Origin of the sequence: Marinospirillum insulare DSM 21763, from assembly GCF_000686905.1 — a bacterium.
GTDB classification, from domain to species: Bacteria; Pseudomonadota; Gammaproteobacteria; order Pseudomonadales; family Halomonadaceae; genus Marinospirillum; species Marinospirillum insulare.
In genome coordinates this window covers 88,570-106,318 of sequence record NZ_JMLW01000001.1, presented here as the reverse complement: position 1 = coordinate 106,318, position 17,749 = coordinate 88,570, and the positions used below count along the sequence as shown (strand labels likewise).

General features: G+C 45.1%; 16 protein-coding genes. 7 read left to right on the top strand and 9 right to left on the bottom strand.

What is annotated here, in order from left to right; all coding sequences use genetic code 11:
• Positions 1 to 42 precede the first annotated feature (42 nt).
• Entirely contained in the window at positions 43 to 3,264 is a 3,222-nt protein-coding gene (gene putA / locus BP27_RS0100545) for a bifunctional proline dehydrogenase/L-glutamate gamma-semialdehyde dehydrogenase PutA (protein WP_027849876.1), read from the top strand.
• A gap of 18 nt (positions 3,265 to 3,282) precedes the next feature.
• Complete coding sequence (gene putP / locus BP27_RS0100540; RefSeq protein ID WP_027849875.1) at positions 3,283 to 4,767, top strand: sodium/proline symporter PutP; 1,485 nt, start codon at positions 3,283 to 3,285, stop codon at positions 4,765 to 4,767.
• A gap of 78 nt (positions 4,768 to 4,845) precedes the next feature.
• Here the strand turns inward: putP and BP27_RS0100535 are convergent, their stop codons facing one another.
• The gene (locus tag BP27_RS0100535) at positions 4,846 to 5,640 is read right to left on the bottom strand and encodes an enoyl-CoA hydratase (RefSeq protein WP_027849874.1); all 795 of its coding nucleotides are present in this window, start codon (positions 5,638 to 5,640) and stop codon (positions 4,846 to 4,848) included.
• 49 nt (positions 5,641 to 5,689) lie between these two features.
• Here BP27_RS0100535 and BP27_RS0100530 point away from each other — a divergent pair, with 49 nt between their 5' ends.
• Positions 5,690 to 6,085: a CoA-binding protein gene (locus BP27_RS0100530; protein ID WP_027849873.1), complete on the top strand. Its 396-nt coding sequence runs from the start codon at positions 5,690 to 5,692 to the stop codon at positions 6,083 to 6,085.
• Here the strand turns inward: BP27_RS0100530 and BP27_RS0100525 are convergent.
• On the bottom strand, positions 6,078 to 7,010 hold the full coding sequence (locus tag BP27_RS0100525) for an AEC family transporter (RefSeq protein ID WP_027849872.1): 933 nt from the start codon (positions 7,008 to 7,010) through the stop codon (positions 6,078 to 6,080). The two genes, BP27_RS0100530 and BP27_RS0100525, sit on opposite strands and share 8 nt — an antisense overlap.
• 94 nt (positions 7,011 to 7,104) lie before the next feature.
• On the opposite strand from BP27_RS0100525, the gene BP27_RS16590 reads away from it, so the two are divergent.
• Complete coding sequence (locus BP27_RS16590) at positions 7,105 to 7,638, top strand: hypothetical protein (RefSeq protein ID WP_027849871.1); 534 nt, start codon at positions 7,105 to 7,107, stop codon at positions 7,636 to 7,638.
• Here the strand turns inward: BP27_RS16590 and BP27_RS16585 are convergent.
• From BP27_RS16585 to metX, 6 genes are read right to left on the bottom strand one after another with little or no spacing between them, the layout of a single operon-like run.
• The gene (locus BP27_RS16585) at positions 7,631 to 8,665 is read right to left on the bottom strand and encodes an extracellular catalytic domain type 2 short-chain-length polyhydroxyalkanoate depolymerase (RefSeq protein ID WP_051610054.1); all 1,035 of its coding nucleotides are present in this window, start codon (positions 8,663 to 8,665) and stop codon (positions 7,631 to 7,633) included. The genes BP27_RS16590 and BP27_RS16585 overlap by 8 nt on opposite strands.
• A gap of 29 nt (positions 8,666 to 8,694) precedes the next feature.
• Complete coding sequence (gene hemW, locus BP27_RS0100510) at positions 8,695 to 9,912, bottom strand: radical SAM family heme chaperone HemW (RefSeq protein ID WP_027849870.1); 1,218 nt, start codon at positions 9,910 to 9,912, stop codon at positions 8,695 to 8,697.
• Positions 9,905 to 10,525, bottom strand: coding sequence for an RdgB/HAM1 family non-canonical purine NTP pyrophosphatase (gene rdgB, locus BP27_RS0100505; protein ID WP_036238926.1), 621 nt, complete (start codon positions 10,523 to 10,525; stop codon positions 9,905 to 9,907). The genes hemW and rdgB overlap by 8 nt, the downstream gene beginning before the upstream one ends.
• 4 nt (positions 10,526 to 10,529) lie before the next feature.
• The gene (locus BP27_RS0100500; RefSeq protein ID WP_051610052.1) at positions 10,530 to 11,015 is read right to left on the bottom strand and encodes a DUF4426 domain-containing protein; all 486 of its coding nucleotides are present in this window, start codon (positions 11,013 to 11,015) and stop codon (positions 10,530 to 10,532) included.
• A gap of 18 nt (positions 11,016 to 11,033) precedes the next feature.
• Positions 11,034 to 11,624: a methionine biosynthesis protein MetW gene (gene metW / locus BP27_RS0100495; RefSeq protein ID WP_027849867.1), complete on the bottom strand. Its 591-nt coding sequence runs from the start codon at positions 11,622 to 11,624 to the stop codon at positions 11,034 to 11,036.
• Complete coding sequence (gene metX / locus BP27_RS0100490; RefSeq protein ID WP_036238924.1) at positions 11,625 to 12,803, bottom strand: homoserine O-succinyltransferase MetX; 1,179 nt, start codon at positions 12,801 to 12,803, stop codon at positions 11,625 to 11,627.
• A 204-nt stretch (positions 12,804 to 13,007) separates the two neighbouring features.
• On the opposite strand from metX, the gene guaB reads away from it, so the two are divergent.
• Genes guaB through tadA form a run of 3 tightly spaced genes read left to right on the top strand, consistent with a single transcriptional unit; the run spans position 13,008 to position 16,533 of the window.
• On the top strand, positions 13,008 to 14,477 hold the full coding sequence (guaB, locus tag BP27_RS0100485; protein WP_027849865.1) for an IMP dehydrogenase: 1,470 nt from the start codon (positions 13,008 to 13,010) through the stop codon (positions 14,475 to 14,477).
• A 13-nt stretch (positions 14,478 to 14,490) separates the two neighbouring features.
• Complete coding sequence (gene guaA / locus BP27_RS0100480) at positions 14,491 to 16,062, top strand: glutamine-hydrolyzing GMP synthase (RefSeq protein ID WP_027849864.1); 1,572 nt, start codon at positions 14,491 to 14,493, stop codon at positions 16,060 to 16,062.
• 15 nt (positions 16,063 to 16,077) lie between these two features.
• A complete protein-coding gene (gene tadA, locus BP27_RS0100475) occupies positions 16,078 to 16,533 on the top strand; it encodes a tRNA adenosine(34) deaminase TadA (RefSeq protein WP_027849863.1) in 456 nt (151 codons plus the stop codon).
• A gap of 4 nt (positions 16,534 to 16,537) precedes the next feature.
• Here the strand turns inward: tadA and BP27_RS16580 are convergent, their stop codons facing one another.
• Entirely contained in the window at positions 16,538 to 17,737 is a 1,200-nt protein-coding gene (locus tag BP27_RS16580; RefSeq protein ID WP_051610051.1) for a GGDEF domain-containing protein, read from the bottom strand.
• Between the last annotated feature and the right edge of the window lie 12 nt (positions 17,738 to 17,749).

Here is a 17,749-nt window from a genome sequence, read left to right as displayed (position 1 = left end):
ATAAGGTAACTAAACAACAATAATACTTATTTGGAGTTACCCATGGACACTTGGGATCAAACCGCTAACCATCTAAGCGCAGAGCAGTTACTTCACCCAAACTTAGAAAACACTAACCTTGCTGCCATTGAAAAGCAGATTACGCAACATGCTTTAGCCAATGAAAACAGCTTTATGGACGAGCTGGTAAAAATTGTTAACCACTCACCTGAAGATATTACCAACCTTAAACAAGCCACAGCAGAGCTAGTTAAAAATGTTCGCCTACAAAATGATGCTGTGGACAGTATTGATTTACTACTCCAGCAATACAGCTTAGATACTCACGAAGGTGTACTGCTTATGTGTTTAGCAGAAGCCTTGCTGCGAGTACCTGATAGCGCAACAGCCGATGCTTTAATTCGTGACAAACTTTCCGTAGCCGACTGGAAACAACACCTAGGCCAAAGCGATTCCCTCCTAGTCAATGCCTCAACTTGGGGGCTGCTTATGACGGGTAAGCTGGTCAATTTAGATCAACGTAATCAACAGCCAGTGCCCGTACTTAATAAACTGGTTAACCGTTTAGGCGAACCCATGATTCGTGCTGCTATGGCACAGGCGATGAAAATTATGGGGCATCAATTTGTTTTAGGTCGTACTCTTGCCGAAGCCTTAAAAAATGGTCAGCCACTTTTCGAAAAGGGCTATACCTATTCGTTTGATATGCTCGGTGAAGCAGCAAGAACAGCCCTAGATGCCCAGCGCTATTTTGATGCCTACCTAGAAGCAATCGAGCTACTAGGTAAAAAAGGTGCCAAACTAGCTGGCGACTCCCCTGCACCATCTATCTCCATTAAGCTTTCTGCCCTTCACCCACGCTATGAAGCAGGCAAACGTGAACGTATTTTAAAAGAATTAACCGCCAGCTTAATGCAACTGACTCAAAGGGCTAGAGAGCTAGATGTTGCTGTCACTATTGATGCCGAAGAAGCTGACCGTTTAGAGCTATCATTGGAAGTTTTTGAAGCAGTTTATACCAGCCCAGCAGCAGAAGGTTGGGGAGAGTTTGGTTTGGTATTACAAACCTACTCTAAACGTGCTTTACCTGTGATGCACTGGTTAATAAAACTGGCGCAACAACAGGGCGATGTTATTCCTGTTCGCTTAGTTAAAGGGGCTTATTGGGATACAGAAATAAAACATGCCCAAGAATTAGGCTTGGCTGGCTACCCAGTTTATACCCGTAAAGCCAACACAGATTTAGCCTATTTAGCCTGTTCTCGTTTGGCCCTTTCCGACCTAGCTAAAGACCGCATTTTTCCACAATTTGCTACCCATAATGCCCATACACTCAGTTGCATATTAGAAATGGCCGGTGATAGACCTCTGGAGTTTCAGCGTTTACACGGCATGGGAGAAGCACTTTACAAACAAGCACTAGAACTTGCGCCCCAGGGTAGTTACTGCCGCATTTATGCCCCCGTTGGTGCGCACAAAGATTTACTGCCCTACCTAGTTAGACGCTTATTAGAAAATGGTGCCAACTCCTCTTTTGTACATCAGCTAGTCGATGAAAAAGTACCTATTGAACACTTATCGACTCACCCACTTGAACAACTGGCCAATAAAAAAACCTGGTCTAACCCTAATATTCCTCTTCCTTTAAATCTGTATGGTGAACGCCGTATTAATGCTCGGGGGCTTAGCTTGAATATCAACGCACAACTAGAACCACTGTTAGAAAACATACATAGCTACGACCAACACCTCTGGTCGGGTAAACCTTGGCTAGCAGAATCCATTCAATTACCTACTGTCTCTAGCAGTAAAGTTTTCAGCCCTTTTGATCAAGCGCAACAGGTTGGAGAAATGCATTGGACTTCACCTGAACAGGTCAGCGCAGCACTCGATGCTGCCGAGCTGGCCTTTCCTAGCTGGAACGCTACCCCTGTGATCGAGCGAGCAGCTTGCCTTTATAAACTAGCTGATTTATTAGAAGAGAATATGCCCGAGCTAATGGCCTTATGTGCTAGAGAAGCAGGCAAACAGCTAGGCGATGGTATTGCTGAAATTCGTGAAGCAGTTGATTTTTGTCGTTACTACGCCCTACAAGCCGAAGAAAAATTTGCTGAAGCAAAACTTATGCCTGGCCCTACAGGAGAATCTAACGAGCTCTATTTAACTGGACGAGGCATTTTTGTCACCATTAGCCCTTGGAACTTTCCCGTTGCGATTTTTCTAGGTCAAACCCTAGCAGCCCTAGTAGCAGGTAACAGCGTGTTAGCCAAACCTGCTGAACAAACCTCACTGGTCGCTAGCCGTTGTATGGAGCTGGTTTATGCAGCGGGCGTTCCGCGGGCAGCTCTACAGCTATTACCAGGCAAGGGCTCAGAAATTGGACCTTTATTAACCAGCGACTCACGCGTTGCAGGGGTTTCTTTTACTGGCTCAACAGAGACATCTCAAGTTATTAACCGCTCGTTAGCTGCACGTGAAAACGCTCCCCTAGCCACTTTAATTGCTGAAACAGGTGGCCAGAATGCCATGATAGTTGATTCAACAGCACTGCCTGAACAGGTGGTTGCAGACATAGTTGAGTCCTCCTTTACCAGTGCAGGGCAACGCTGCTCGGCATTACGTATTCTATTTGTACAAGAAGATATTGCCGAACGCTTAACTGAAGTATTAACCGGAGCCATGGCTGAACTACAACTAGGCGACCCACGTGACCCAGCGACCGATGTAGGGCCAGTAATTGATGAACAAGCCAAAAAAGGCCTAGTGGCTCATATCGATAAATACCGCACTAAAGGACAGCTGATTGCTGAAACCCAGCTAGCTAGTGAATTAAGTAAAGGTTTTTTTGTTGCACCAGTTGCTATAAAAATTGACCAACTGGAAGAGTTAGAAAAAGAGCAATTTGGCCCTATCTTGCACCTACTCACTTACAAAGCCTCTGAAATAGATCAGGTTATTGCTAGTATAAATCGTACTGGCTATGGTTTAACCTGTGGCATTCAGAGTCGTAATGAACAATTTGCCGCCTACTTAGATAGTCAGCTAAGGGTTGGCAACCTTTACATCAACCGCAACTTAATTGGTGCAGTTGTTGGTGTTCAGCCCTTTGGTGGTATGGGGCTGTCAGGGACTGGCCCTAAAGCGGGTGGTCCACATTACTTGTTGCGCTTTGCTACAGAGCGCACGCGTACTATTAATACCGCTGCTATAGGGGGCAACGCCAGTCTGCTTGCCCAGTCTGACGAAGATACGACTCAACTATAAAAATAAAGGGTAATAAAAATGATTGTAAATAACACTATCGTGGGCTGGACGTTTGTTGCCTACATTGGGGTGATGCTGGCAATAGGCTGGATAGCCTACCAGCGAACCCAAAACCTTGCGGACTATATTCTTGGTGGCCGAAGCCTTGGCCCTTGGAGTTCCGCCCTTTCAGCTAGCGCCTCGGATATGTCTGGCTGGTTGCTTTTAGGTCTGCCAGGTGCAGCCTACGCTTCAGGTTTAAGTGCTAGCTGGATAGCCATAGGTTTACTTGCTGGTACTTGGCTGAACTGGCTATTTATGGCACCCAGATTACGCCTTTACAGCTTTAAAGCTAACAACTCTTTAACCCTGCCAGAGTTTTTAGAGCAGCGCTTTCGTGACAAGACCAATATGTTAAGGGTCGTTTCAGCTTTATTTATTCTGCTGTTTTTCCTTTTCTATACTTCGTCAGGCCTAGTTGCTGCAGGTAAGCTTTTCGAAACTGTTTTCAGTGTTGATTATAAAATCGCTGTTATCTTAGGCACTTTAGCGGTTATGTCCTACACCATGTTCGGTGGCTTCTTAGCTGTTTCTTGGACAGATTTACTACAAGGCTTAATGATGGCTGCCACCTTAGCGATAGTGCCACTTTGGGCTATGGGCGAGTTAGGTGGTATTGGTGCTACTTTCAGCAGTATCAATGAACTTAACCCTAACCTTTTAACTTGGTTTAGTGATGCCGAAGGCAAAGCCTTAAGCGCTATAGGTATTATTAGTGCCGTTGCTTGGGGGCTGGGTTATTTTGGCCAGCCACATATTTTGGCACGTTTTGCGGCCATTAAATCGCACAAAGAAATTCCAACAGCGCGCAGAATTGCAGTGATTTGGAGTGGTTTAACCCTAGTTTGCGCTACCTTAATAGGCCTGATCGGTACGGTGTTTATTAAAGGTGACCTAGGTGATGGCGAAACCATCTTTATGTTTATGGTGAACGCCCTCTTCCACCCACTGATTGCGGGTATTTTATTAGCAGCAATTTTAGCCGCAGTTATGTCAACGGCTGACTCCCAGTTACTGGTTTCTTCTTCAGCACTGACCGAAGATTTTTATAAGTCACTTTTCCGTAAAGATGCCAGTGAAAAAGAACTCGTTAAAGTAGGTCGCTTAACCGTGGTAATTATTGCACTAGCAGCCATGCTTTTAGCCTTTAACGAAAACAGCACAGTATTAGACTTAGTTTCTTATGCTTGGGCTGGCTTTGGTGGCACCTTTGGTCCTGTTCTACTGCTAGCACTTTTCTGGAAGCGCTCTACGGCCTTAGGTGCTATGGCTGGTATCGTTGTGGGTGGGGTAACTGTAGTAAGTTGGGCCAACATGAGCGGTGGGATTTTTGAGCTTTATGAAATAGTCCCCGGCTTTATTTTGGCAGGTATCGCTATGATAGTTATGAGCCTAGTTAGCCCTGAGCCTAGCGAAGAAGTTCAACAAGAGTTTGATGCGGTTGTAAAAGAAGCAAATGAGTAGATAGCTCTCTCAGCTCTTACTAAAAATCAGCCACTTTCATTTTTGAAGGTGGCTGAGTTATTTTTACTGTCCTTACTCTTACTTACCCTGCCATTGGGGATGACGCTTTTCAACAAACGCACAAATACCTTCTTTGGCATCTAAAATATCTAGGTTAGCTGCCATTACCTTAGCCGTGTAGTTATAGGCTTCATTTAATGACATGCTATTTTGGGTATAGAAAGCCTCTTTACCTATCGCCAAGGTTTTAGGTGATTTAGATGCAATCAATTCAGCAAACTCAAAGGTTTTCTGCTCTAATTCTTCATCGGCTACCACTCGGTTAACCAAGCCTATTTGCTCCGCTCGAGCGGCAGAAATCATTTCACCGGTTAGCAGCATTTCCATCGCATGTTTAGGGTGAACATTACGGGTTAAAGCCACCATGGGTGTTGAACAAAACAAACCAATATTAACCCCTGGTGTTGCAAAGCGTGAAGTTTCTGAAGCAATAGCCAAATCGCAGCTAGCCACCAGCTGACATCCTGCAGCCGTAGCCACGCCCCTTACACTAGCAATCACTGTTAAAGGTAGCTCAACAATTTTTTGCATCACTTCACTACAGCGCTTAAACAATTTTAATTGCGCTTGGTGATCACCCAACTGACCCTGCACTTCTTTTAAGTTATGACCAGCACAAAACACCTTGCCTGCTGCGGCAATAACAATCACTTTAAATGCTTTATCGTCTTTAACTTCATCTAAACGCTGGTCTAATAAATCCAACATAGCTAGCGATAAACTGTTGCGGCTTTCTGGCTGATTAAGGGTTAATAAAGCCACACCTTGGCCTAAATCCGCTAGTGTAATGGCATCATTTTTTGTATTTGTCATGCTATGCTCTCCAAAAGAATCATTATTATTCATCGCAAAAGGACCAACCATGAATACCACCGCACAAAAGTTGATGCAAGACACAAAAACCATTGCCCTTGTGGGTATCTCAAACAAACCTGATCGTGCTAGCCATCGGGTTGCTGTTTATTTAATGAATGCAGGTTACCAGCTTTACTTTGTAAACCCACAATATAAAGAAGTACTAGGCCAGCCTTGTTATGCCAGCCTAAGTGATATTCCAGACCCAGTAGAAATGGTGGATATTTTCCGCAAAGCAGAAGATTGCCTGCCCGTTGCTGAAGAAGCAGTAAAGATAGGTGCACAATCTATTTGGTTACAACTCGGTATCAGCAACCCAGACTGTAAAGCCCTAGCAGAAAAACATGGCATTGCTTACGTTGAAGATGCCTGCACTAAAATTGTTCACTCAGAACTTAGCTAAGCCCAAAAGCCAACTGGTTTAAATAAATAACCAGCGGCAGGGTTAGCATAGCGACCAGTGTTTGTGCAGTGACTATAGCCGCCATTAAAGGTGCATCGCCACCCAGTTGGCGAGCTAAGATATAAGCACTGGTAGCCGTTGGCACAGCGGAGAAAAGAACCAGCATAGCCTGCTCTTGCACTTCTAGATTAAGCAGCAGGCTAATTCCTACCGCAACTAACGGCATAATTAACAGCTTTAATAGAGTAGAAATAATTAAGGGTTTACCCGCTGTACGCAAAGCGGCTAAGTTCAGTGCCACACCTACCGCTAACAAACCTAAAGGTAAGGCGGCACGAGAAATAATTTCCATCACCGGCTGAGTCCAGCCTGGCATACCTATACCAGTAATATTTAAGAAGATACCTAGCAAACACCCCAGTATCAGTGGGTTTTTAATAACCGTTACTAGCGTTTTACGCATATCCATACGCTGCTCGCCTGCATAAAGTGAAAAAACAATCACACATAAAACATTCAGTAGCGGAATCATGAGCGCCATAATAACGGCCGCTAAAGCCAAGCCTAAACCGCCAAACAATTCAGCCGATGCGGCTATAGCTACATAGGTATTAAATCTAATACCACCTTGGTAAACCGAGGTAAATTCTGCACCGTTACGGCTTATTAAGCGGCGTATTAGCAACATTAATAAAGTCATTGCTAGCAAGACTAAAAATACAGCTAAAAGCACTCGCCCTACTGCCACATCAGAAAAATCAGCTAAAGCCAAACGGGTGGCGAGCATGGCAGGGAATAAAAAGAAATAAACAAGGCGCTCTAGCTGCGGCCAAAATTCGACTGATGGGAATCTTATTTTTTTAAGAAATACGCCCACTAGAATAACCATAAAAACAGGGCCCAGTGCATGAACTAATGAGAGCATCGACCTAAAACTCCTATTTGTGCGTCATCTAACCACAGGCAGTTTAGATGGCGCTTTGTTAAGCTGAAAAGCTGCTTTTTTGAGATATAAATCCATGAACCCTGCAGCTAAACACAAAAACCCCTACCCAGTTAATCTGCTGATTCTAGTCACGCTAGTCGGCATTCTACTTGCCGTCTGGTATGTCACGGGTTACCTGAATGAAAAGCAAGACGACCAGGTAACCTGGTATTCTGCCTCTGGCTGTCAACTTCCACAAGACACCTGCCTAGTTAAGCTAGAAAAGCCCAAGCAATTCACCTTCACTTTACATAAAGCAGAACCCAAGCCCCTAGAAACCTTACCCCTTAGCGTAGAACTAAAAGGTTATAGCGATGCCGAGTTAGAAAACCTACAAGTTGAAATAGACCTACAAGGGCGGGATATGTACATGGGCTATAACCGCACCCCCATGGAATACCAAGGTTTTGGCAGGTTTACCGCTAACCCCATTTTAAGTATTTGCACTGAAGACGTTATGGTGTGGCGAGCCAGTGTGCTAATTAACAACACCGGCCAAGAACAATCCGCCACCGATACTCACACCACCTATGGCAGTTATTTTGATTTCACTGTAAAAACTAATTAGCTTCTTGCACTTTAGGCTGCAAACTTAAATGCTGCCACATAGCATGAATGGCTTGCATCTGCGGGCCTTTACGAGTGGCAAACTCACTAGATTCATAGCCCCACCAGTCCCAACATCCTTTAGGGTTAGCCAAGCTGGTTTTTGCTTGAGGAAAAAGCACCACTAAGTCTCGCGCATCGGCTTGCTGTAAATAACCGCTTAATTGCATAAAGTCTGTACCTACTTCTTCAGCGCCCTGCTCACAACCATGCAGCACTACCTGCAAACCACAGCCACCTGCTGCACATTGCTCAGGCACATAATAAAAACCTTCTTCAGCTAAACCCTTACTTTTTTCAGCTTTAAACGTATTTTGATTAAACGAAAATAACTGACCTTGAGGCTCTGCTTGAACGGATTGTTTAGCCGGTCCATCTAGGTGGTTTAAGCTTTCTGCTGCACCCGAATAACCACAGGCATTCACATAGGGTGCAGCTGTTTTATTACAAGCAACACCAGCATCTAAACTAGGCAATCCATGACCAGCCAAGGCCTGTGTATGAGTTTTCAAACCTTCAGGCGCCAACTGTGCATAAGTTTTTTCTAAGGCTTCAGAAACAGGCTGAGCGATCACTGGGTCTGCCCCTGCCTGATAAAGATAAACACGACTTTTAGCCAGCAGCTCAGGGTCGCCTAGCTCACCTTCCTCAGCCGCCTTTTTAATTAGTTTCAAACTGGTTTTAGCACTGGGTGCACCACGGCTAACCGCCATACAATTAAATAAAGCAGCAGTAACACCATCTTTAGCGCAAGCATAGGGACCTGCCGCAAACACAGCCACACCCTGCACTTCAGAAGGCCAAGCAAGGTGTAACTGGTGCGTCAAATAACCACCTGAAGAAATACCAGCAATGTATAAACGCTCAGTAGTTATATCCAATTGGGGTAGTTCAGGGTATTTAGATTCATCGCTAGAACAAGCCGTTAGTAGCACTAGACTTGCCAACAACAAACTAACCACTAATCTAGATTTTATATGTTTTTTCATAGCACCTTGCCTGTGGATAACTTTGTTAATTAAATTGTTATAAACTGTTCAAGCACTGTGTTTAACCAGCGCCAGCCTAAAGGAGAGCAAGCAATCCTATTCTCATCACTTGTCCAGAGATCACGCTGCTTTAAATCCTGAATTTGAGGCTGTAAATCAGCTAAAGTTAGCCCGGTTCTTAGTGGATAACTTTTAGCTTCAACACCTTCGGCCAAACGCAGTGCATTCATCATAAATTCAATGGGTAATTCTTTAGCTGCTAAAATTTCAGTGCCTGCTAAAAAATCACGCCTTTCAATTAAACGCGATAAATAAGCCTGAGGCTGACGAGTCTTCCAACGCCTTTCAATCACCAGCTTACCTGACGAATTAAAACGGCTTAACTTGCCATGTGCGCCAGCACCTAAACCTAAATAATCACCAAAGCGCCAATAATTTAGGTTATGTGCAGCCTGCTTACCTTTTTGTGCAAAAGCCGAAACTTCATAGTGAATAAAGCCTGCTTGTTGAATCAGCTCACTACCGGCATCTTGAATAGCCGCCAGAGTATCTTCTTCTGGCAACTTAGGCGGACGGCGATAAAATTCCGTATTAGGTTCTAGGGTTAGCTGATACCAAGACAAGTGGGTGGGCTGTAAATCTAATGCTTGTTGAATATCGGCCAGTGCCAAGCTTTGCGTTTGTTCTGGCAAGCCATGCATTAGGTCTAGGTTGAAGTTATCAAAGCCTGCTTTGCGTGCTGCAGCCACCGCAGCAACGGCTTCTTGCCCACTGTGAATACGCCCTAGGGCTTTAAGCTGCTTATCGGCAAACGACTGCACACCCATTGAAAGGCGGTTAATACCCGCTTCACGGTAGCCGCTGAATTTACCTTGCTCTACGGTGCCAGGGTTGGCTTCTAGGGTAATCTCGCAATCAGCAGTTAACTGTAAACGGTTTTTCAAACCAGCAAAAAAGGCTTGATAACCCTGTGGCGACATTAAACTAGGCGTACCACCACCAAAAAAAATAGACACTAACGGGCGTTTTGCCACCTCTGGAAAAGCTTGTAAATCAAAATCTAAGTCAGCTAGCAAAGCTTCTACATATTGCTTTTCAACTAAGGCATCTAAACGAGGTTTAGCACCCGCGCCAGCACTGGTAGCTAACGCATGGGAATTAAAATCACAGTAGGGGCATTTTTGAACACACCAGGGCAGGTGTACATAAAGCGATAAGGGCGGCAGAGGTTGAGCTAACTCAGTCATTAGCAGGGTAGCGTTGGTTTAATGCCTGAATAAGCTGCTGACTAGCAATGCCACGGTGCGAAAGTTTATTCTTTAACTCACTGCTTAACTCTGCCGCTGTTTTGCCAAGTTCAGGCAGCCAAAATAAAGGATCATAACCAAAGCCACCCTCACCCTTGGGTTCAGTTAATATTTGCCCTTCCCAACTAGCTTGAACAATGATTGGCGTGGGGTCTTCGGCAAAACGCAAAAAAGCCAAAACACACCAATAACGCGCAGTACGTTCTGCGGTGGGTAAGCCTTGCAACTTATCTAACAGGTAAGCGTTATTGTCGGCATCTTTACTGCCCTCACCTGCAAAACGTGCTGAATAAATACCTGGCGCACCCTGTAAGGCATCCACTTCTATACCCGAATCATCTGCCAAAGCAGCATAGCCTGTATGCAAAGCAGCGTTACGGGCTTTAATTAGGGCATTTTCAACAAAGGTTAAACCGGTTTCTTCTGCTTCAGGCACTGGGTATAAGTTCTGTGCTTCTACTTGCCAACCTAAAGGCGCTAGCAAACCTGAAAACTCTTTGAGTTTGCCAGCATTACCACTGGCTAAAATCAACTTCTGCTTAGCTTGGGTCATAGGTTTAGTCCATGTATAAACGACGAATAAAACTTAGCTCATGAGCCGGCTGTTTAGAATTATAAGTAACACGTAGGTTAAAACGCATGGGGTCATCGTGCGCAAAACGGAAGGTTGCTAGGTTAAAATAACCATTATCTTGCCCCACCTGATGGGTATGAAAACTTAACCCATTTAACTGCCCTGCCAAGTTACCCGCATGACCAGAAACACGTGCTTTAACTGGCTCGCTAGAACCATCCGCTAAACGGTGTAAAACTGTCACCCTTACCATGCCTTGACCTTTACTACGCACCACACCATAGCCTTGCGCTACTTGCGGGTTTAAAAAGCTAGTAGGCAAAACATTGTAATAAATTTCATACTCACCTACTCGCTCCATACCCTCTTGAGCGGCCGCTACAAAAGCAGGGCTAGCTACTAAAAGCAAGAACAGGGCGGCTAGTGAAAAATTTCGACTTATCTTTTGACATAAATTACGACCTAGCATAATGCAGCTCCTCAAAAATTAACGACCTATTCTATAAATGGCTACTTCACCAAATAAATTGGGCCATAAACGTGCTTTCCAATGACTTTGGTAAGCAAAGTCACCCACAGCGCGGTCTAAAATTTTTATGCCTTTTTCCATACATAAGGCTTCAAAATCTTTAAAGGTAAATAAGTGAATGTTGGGCGTGTCATACCATTGGTGCGGTAGCGTTTTAGACATAGGCATCTGGCCTTTCCAACTTAAATAAAAGCGGTTGGTCCAATGCGCAAAGTTAGGGAAGGTCACTATGGCCTCTTTACCAACCCTTAGCATTTCATCTAAGGCTAGGTCTTGTCGCCTAAGCACCTGCAAAGCCTGGGTCATAATCACTGTATCGTAACTTCCATCCGCAAAGTTACTTAACCCACGGTTCAAATCTTGCTCTAAAACATCGACACCTCTGGCGATACAGGCAGTAATCTGTTCAGCATCTATTTCCAAACCATAACCGGTGACTGACTTATGCTCTTCTAAATAATGCAGCAGCTCGCCATCACCGCAGGCAAGGTCTAACACTCGGCTAGTAGGTTTAACTAGGTTGGCAATAATGGTTAAGTCTTGGCGCATTTAACTAACCTCCCCTTGCCGAGTTTCTTTAGCTACCCGCTGCATATAAGCAGTAAACACTGCTTCATAGCGTTGATCTGGAATTAAAAATGCATCGTGCCCGTGGGGTGACTTAATACGTGCATAACTAACACGCTTTTGTGCAGCGGTTAAAGCATTGACTAATTCTTCAGAGTGGCGGGGTGAAAAACGCCAGTCGGTACTAAAGCTAACCACCAAAAAACGACATTGAATAGGCGCTAAAGCCTTAACCAAATCACCGTCAAAAGCTTCAGCAGGGTCAAAATAATCTAAGGCTTTAGTCATCAATAAATAGGTATTAGCATCAAAGCGTTCAGAAAAGCTTTTACCTTGATAACGCAAATAAGACTCAACTTGGAAGTCCACATCATAGCCATAATTGAGTTTGTCGGTACGCAAATCACGACCAAACTTCTCACCCATCGAGTGTTCCGACAAATAAGTAATGTGTCCCACCATGCGCGCCAAAGCCACACCATGACGCGGAATCACTTCGGCCTCTTGGTAGCGCCCATCACGAAAGTCTGGATCAGACATAATGGCTTGGCGAGCCACCTCATTAAATGCAATATTCTGAGCTGATAACTTAGGTGAGCTAGCAACCACCACCGCATGACCTAAGCGTTGTGGATAACGTAAAGACCACTCTAAAACCTGCATTCCTCCTAAACTGCCACCCACCACAGCCGCCCATTGTTGAATACCTAAGCGGTCCGCTAAAAGTGCTTGAGAATCTACCCAATCACTGACCGTTAACACAGGAAAGTCTGGGCCAAAAGGTTTGCCAGTTACGGGGTTAATGGAAGAAGGTCCGGTAGAGCCGTGACAGCCACCCAAATTATTGAGTGCCACCACAAAAAAATGCCGAGTATCTATCGGCTTACCTGGGCCAATGTAGGCATCCCACCAGCCAGGTTTAGTGTCTTCTTCTGAATGATAGCCGGCGGCATGATGATTCCCCGACAAAGCGTGACAAATAAGCACAGCATTACTGGCATCAGCATTGAGCTTGCCGTAGGTTTCTATCATTAACTGCCAATCATGCAGCACATTACCGCTAGCCAGTTGTAGCGGTTGAGTAAATTGACATATTTCAGGTTTAACCAGCCCAACTGAATTAGGGGGTGGGAAAATCTCTCCGGTACTGGAGGCGGTCATGTAAGCGTGTATCCTTGTTAAAACAATAAACCAATAGCAAGCCTACTAATCTAACATATCAAGATCAGGATGCGAGCCATCCTTTACAAGTGTTTAAGCGCTATACTAGGCAATTAATAAAACCTAGCGTTTACGATAATCCCTAGGTCAGCTAAAATGGCACCAATATTTTCTTCTTTCATCTCCCAGAATTGCAGGTCATCTATGTTACGTATCGTTGAAGAAGCCCTCACCTTCGATGATGTTTTGCTGGTACCCGGTTATTCCGACATCCTGCCTAAAGACGTCAGCCTTAAAACACGCATCACTCGCAATGTAGAACTAAACATCCCTTTAGTTTCTGCAGCCATGGATACAGTCACCGAATCGCGCCTTGCTATTGCAATGGCACAAGAAGGTGGGCTAGGTATTATCCATAAAAACATGACCATTGCGCAGCAAGCTGCAGAAGTACGCAAGGTCAAAAAATACGAAAGTGTAGTAGTCAAAGACCCCGTCAGCGTTGCCCCAACCACTAAAATTCACGAGCTACTAAAAATGGCTGAAGAGTATGGCTTCTCAGGTTTTCCTGTAGTCGACTCAGGTAAGCTAGTGGGTATAGTTACTGGGCGTGATCTGCGCGTTAAGCCCCACGGCGGCGATACTGTCGCAGCTATTATGACTCCCCAAGACAAGCTAATTACTGCGCCAGAAAACACCCCACTGGAAGAAATAAAAGCGCGTCTTTACGAGCATCGCATTGAAAAAATGCTCTTAGTAGATGAACAATTCCATCTTTCAGGGCTAGTGACTTTCCGTGATGTTGAAAAAGCCCAAACCTACCCTTTAGCCACCAAAGACACTAGCGGCAGTTTAAGAGTTGGTGCAGCGGTAGGCACAGGTGAAGAAACCCCAGACCGTGTTAAAGCACTGGTAGAAGCAGGTGTCGATGTCATTGTTGTGGATACCGCTCACGGCCACTCTAAGGGTGTTATCGAACGTGTACGCTGGGTTAAAGACAACTTTCCACAAATTGATGTGATCGGCGGCAACATAGCCACGGCAGAAGCCGCAGTGGCTTTAGCAGAAGCAGGTGCCGATGGCGTTAAAGTGGGTATTGGCCCAGGTTCTATTTGTACTACCCGCATTGTTGCCGGTGTTGGTGTACCACAAATCTCCGCTGTATCTAATGTATCAGAAGCCTTAAAACCCTATGGCGTACCCATGATTGCCGATGGCGGTGTACGCTTCTCAGGCGACCTAGCTAAAGCCATAGCAGCAGGTGCTCACGTTATTATGGTCGGTGGCTTACTTGCAGGTACAGAAGAAGCACCAGGCGAAGTTGAGCTATTCCAAGGCCGTACTTACAAAGCTTACCGTGGCATGGGCTCTATGGGTGCTATGGGTCAAACCGAAGGCTCATCAGACCGTTACTTTCAAGACAAAGATGCTGGCGTAGAAAAGCTAGTACCCGAAGGCATTGAAGGACGCGTACCCTACAAAGGCACCATGAACGCGATAGTTCATCAGCTAATGGGTGGTCTACGCGCCTCTATGGGCTACACAGGCAGCAACAATGTTGAACAAATGCGTACCAAAACCAGCTTTGTAAAAATCACCGGCGCGGGCATTCAAGAATCCCACGTTCACGATGTACAAATTACTAAAGAAGCGCCTAACTACCGTGTCAGCTAAAGGGTCTAAAAGCATGCAAGATATTCACGCGCATAAAATCTTAATTTTAGATTTTGGCTCTCAGTACACCCAGCTTATTGCACGCCGAGTTCGCGAGCTGGGCGTTTACTGTGAAATTCATGCCTATGACATGAAAGAAGCCGACCTAAAAGCCCTAGCACCCAAAGGCATTATTCTTGCGGGTGGCCCAGAGTCAGTAACAGCCAACGCTTCACCACGCGCTCCAGAAGCCGTGTTTACACTCGGCGTTCCAGTCTTAGGTGTTTGCTACGGCATGCAAACCATGGCGGAACAGCTTGGTGGTAAAGTACAAAGCTCTGACCAGCGTGAATTTGGTTATGCACAAGTTCAGCTAGAAGCCGAAACTGCCCTATTTCAAGACATGAGCGACCACCTAAAAGATGGCAAAAAGCTGCTCGATGTGTGGATGAGTCATGGCGATAAAGTAATTAGTCTACCCGAAGGTTTTCAGGTAACCGCCTCAACACCTAGCTGCCCTATTGCCGCCATTAGTCATGAAGAAAAACGCTTTTTTGGTGTTCAGTTTCACCCAGAAGTTACCCACACCTTGCAAGGTAAGCGCCTGCTAGAACATTTCCTACTAGAAATTTGCGCTTGCCAAGCCCTTTGGACACCCGCACAAATCATCGAAGACATGATCACCCGTGTGCGTGAACAGGTAGGCAATAAAAAAGTCCTTTTAGGTCTTTCAGGCGGTGTCGATTCCTCTGTAGTGGCAGCCCTATTACACAAGGCAATTGGCGACCAGCTAACCTGCGTATTTGTCGACCACGGCCTATTACGCAAAAATGAAGGCAACCAAGTCATGGAAATGTTTGCTGACAACATGGGTGTAAGAGTTATCCGTGTAGATGCAGCCAAGCTTTTCTTAGACAGACTAAAAGGCGAAAGCGACCCTGAAGCCAAGCGCAAAATTATTGGTAACACCTTCATAGATATTTTTGATGAAGAAGCCACCAAACTAACCGATGTCGACTTCCTAGCCCAAGGCACTATCTACCCAGACGTTATCGAGTCGGCTGCCGTTAAAGATGGTAAAGCCCACGTTATTAAGTCTCACCATAATGTAGGCGGCCTACCAGAAACCATGCGCATGGAACTAGTAGAACCTTTACGCGAACTTTTTAAAGATGAAGTGCGCCGCATAGGTGTGGAACTAGGCTTACCTCACGACATGGTTTACCGCCACCCCTTCCCAGGGCCAGGTTTAGGTGTGCGTATTCTAGGTGAAATTAAGCAAGACTATGCAGACATTCTGCGTGAAGCCGACGCTATTTTTATTGAAGAACTACGTGCTGCCGGTTGGTACGAAAAAACCAGCCAAGCTTTTGCAGTATTCCTACCCATTAAATCGGTAGGCGTAGTGGGTGATACCCGCCGCTACGAGTGGGTTATTGCCCTACGCGCAGTAGAAACCATCGACTTTATGACCGCTCGCTGGGCACACCTGCCTTATGAGTTGTTAGAAAAGGTTTCTAGCCGCATCATCAATGAAATCCCACAAGTCTCACGCGTAGCTTACGATGTTTCATCTAAGCCACCAGCGACCATTGAGTGGGAATAGTGGTGAAAGGGAATAATGGCTCACAAGCCTGAATACTATATGCACCGAGCTTTAGAGCTAGCTGCTGAAGCCGCAGCTCTAAGCGAAGTGCCTGTAGGCGCTGTTATTGTTAATGCTGAAGGCGAAATTATTGGCCGTGGTTTTAACCAATGCATTAGCCAGCAAGATGCAACTGCCCATGCTGAAGTTCAAGCCATTCGCGATGCTTGCCAAAACACCAGCAACTACCGTTTAAACAACTGCACGCTTTACGTCACCCTAGAGCCTTGCACCATGTGCATAGGTGCAATTCTCAATGCCCGCATTAAAACCCTTTATTACGGCGCCAAAGAACCACGCACAGGGGCAATTGCATCGGTATGCAACCTACCCGCACAACCTTGGTTTAATCATCAGTTAGAGGTAAAAGGTGGTTTACTGCAGGCAGCAGCCAAAAAACACCTAGAAGACTTTTTTAAACCTAAACGCTAACTCATTAGTCTACAATCGCAGGAAAGACTAAGTCTGGATCCTCTAGCTTTGAACTAGCTAAAGGGTTCTTATACTGCTCAGTTTCAGGCAATTCTTTTTCACCTACTATGCAGTTACGACCACAGCTCTTAGCTGCATAGGCGGCACTATCGCCCCGATGAATTAAATCATTAAGGGTTTCCGTTAAACGGTAGGTCGCCACTCCTAAAGAAGCAGTTAAAGCAATGGTGGGCTGCCCTTCACCTAAGTCAATTTTTAACTGAGCAATGTCTGCACGCAAACGCTCTGCAATACGCAAAGCTTCGGCATAATCAGTTTGTGAAAGCACCACAACAAACTCTTCACCACCTATACGCGCCACATAGTCCACATCACGCAAGGTGCGATTAATTTCTTTAGCGACAGCTACAAGCGCAGCATCACCTGCAGCATGACCATAGGTGTCATTCACCTGTTTAAAGAAATCTAAATCAATAAAACCTATAGAAAACTGATAGCCACCCCGGTCACTTAAACTCTTTTGGCGGCGTAAAATACGCATTAAATGACGGCGATTATACAAACCAGTTAAATCATCGGTTACTGCTAGCTGCTCATTTTTTGCAGTTAATAACGCCAAATGCTCATTGCGCCTTTTTAAGGCAACGCGCAGGCTGCTTATTTCCACACCCAGCAAACTAACACCAATTAAACCCAACACAAACACCAAGCTAGTCACCACTTCATACTGCCAGTGTATAGGTGCAGAACTCCACATGAGCTGAGCTAAAATAACCAGTAGGTAGCTACTCAGCAAAAAAGCAGCAACAAAAGGTAATTGCTTAGGATGGTAACGAAACACAGAAAAAAGCAGAATCAGCAAGAAGTTAACAATTAGCAGTTCTCGAATACCTGGTGCTGCATACATACACACCAGAATCATTATTAGCTGCCAACCAATTTGAAAGCTTGTCATGCTAGGGTCTGAAAAATTCAAATTTTTCTTGGTTAGAATTAACCAAGGAAAGAGAGCATAACCAATACTGGAAACAGCAAGGTAAGCAAAAAGCAGTTCACCACTAACAAAAACATAGCCAAACTGCCATGCAATTGTAATAACTAGACTATTAGCAAAGCCAGCACCTACAGCCATTAAAGAACGCCTTAACCTAAGCTTTTGAGCAACGGTTATTTTTTGGTCATCCTTTAAAACTTGAGAATCCATCTCTAAAACACC

Excerpts from the sequence above, each read along its gene's own strand:
- putA (WP_027849876.1), top strand. The coding sequence starts at position 43 with ATGGACACTTGGGATCAAACCGCTAACCATCTAAGCGCAGAGCAGTTA.
- putP (WP_027849875.1), top strand. The coding sequence starts at position 3,283 with ATGATTGTAAATAACACTATCGTGGGCTGGACGTTTGTTGCCTACATT.
- BP27_RS0100535 (WP_027849874.1), bottom strand. The coding sequence starts at position 5,640 with ATGACAAATACAAAAAATGATGCCATTACACTAGCGGATTTAGGCCAA.
- BP27_RS0100530 (WP_027849873.1), top strand. The coding sequence starts at position 5,690 with ATGAATACCACCGCACAAAAGTTGATGCAAGACACAAAAACCATTGCC.
- BP27_RS0100525 (WP_027849872.1), bottom strand. The coding sequence starts at position 7,010 with ATGCTCTCATTAGTTCATGCACTGGGCCCTGTTTTTATGGTTATTCTA.
- BP27_RS16590 (WP_027849871.1), top strand. The coding sequence starts at position 7,105 with ATGAACCCTGCAGCTAAACACAAAAACCCCTACCCAGTTAATCTGCTG.
- BP27_RS16585 (WP_051610054.1), bottom strand. The coding sequence starts at position 8,665 with ATGAAAAAACATATAAAATCTAGATTAGTGGTTAGTTTGTTGTTGGCA.
- hemW (WP_027849870.1), bottom strand. The coding sequence starts at position 9,912 with ATGACTGAGTTAGCTCAACCTCTGCCGCCCTTATCGCTTTATGTACAC.
- rdgB (WP_036238926.1), bottom strand. The coding sequence starts at position 10,525 with ATGACCCAAGCTAAGCAGAAGTTGATTTTAGCCAGTGGTAATGCTGGC.
- BP27_RS0100500 (WP_051610052.1), bottom strand. The coding sequence starts at position 11,015 with ATGCTAGGTCGTAATTTATGTCAAAAGATAAGTCGAAATTTTTCACTA.
- metW (WP_027849867.1), bottom strand. The coding sequence starts at position 11,624 with ATGCGCCAAGACTTAACCATTATTGCCAACCTAGTTAAACCTACTAGC.
- metX (WP_036238924.1), bottom strand. The coding sequence starts at position 12,803 with ATGACCGCCTCCAGTACCGGAGAGATTTTCCCACCCCCTAATTCAGTT.
- guaB (WP_027849865.1), top strand. The coding sequence starts at position 13,008 with ATGTTACGTATCGTTGAAGAAGCCCTCACCTTCGATGATGTTTTGCTG.
- guaA (WP_027849864.1), top strand. The coding sequence starts at position 14,491 with ATGCAAGATATTCACGCGCATAAAATCTTAATTTTAGATTTTGGCTCT.
- tadA (WP_027849863.1), top strand. The coding sequence starts at position 16,078 with ATGGCTCACAAGCCTGAATACTATATGCACCGAGCTTTAGAGCTAGCT.
- BP27_RS16580 (WP_051610051.1), bottom strand. The coding sequence starts at position 17,737 with ATGGATTCTCAAGTTTTAAAGGATGACCAAAAAATAACCGTTGCTCAA.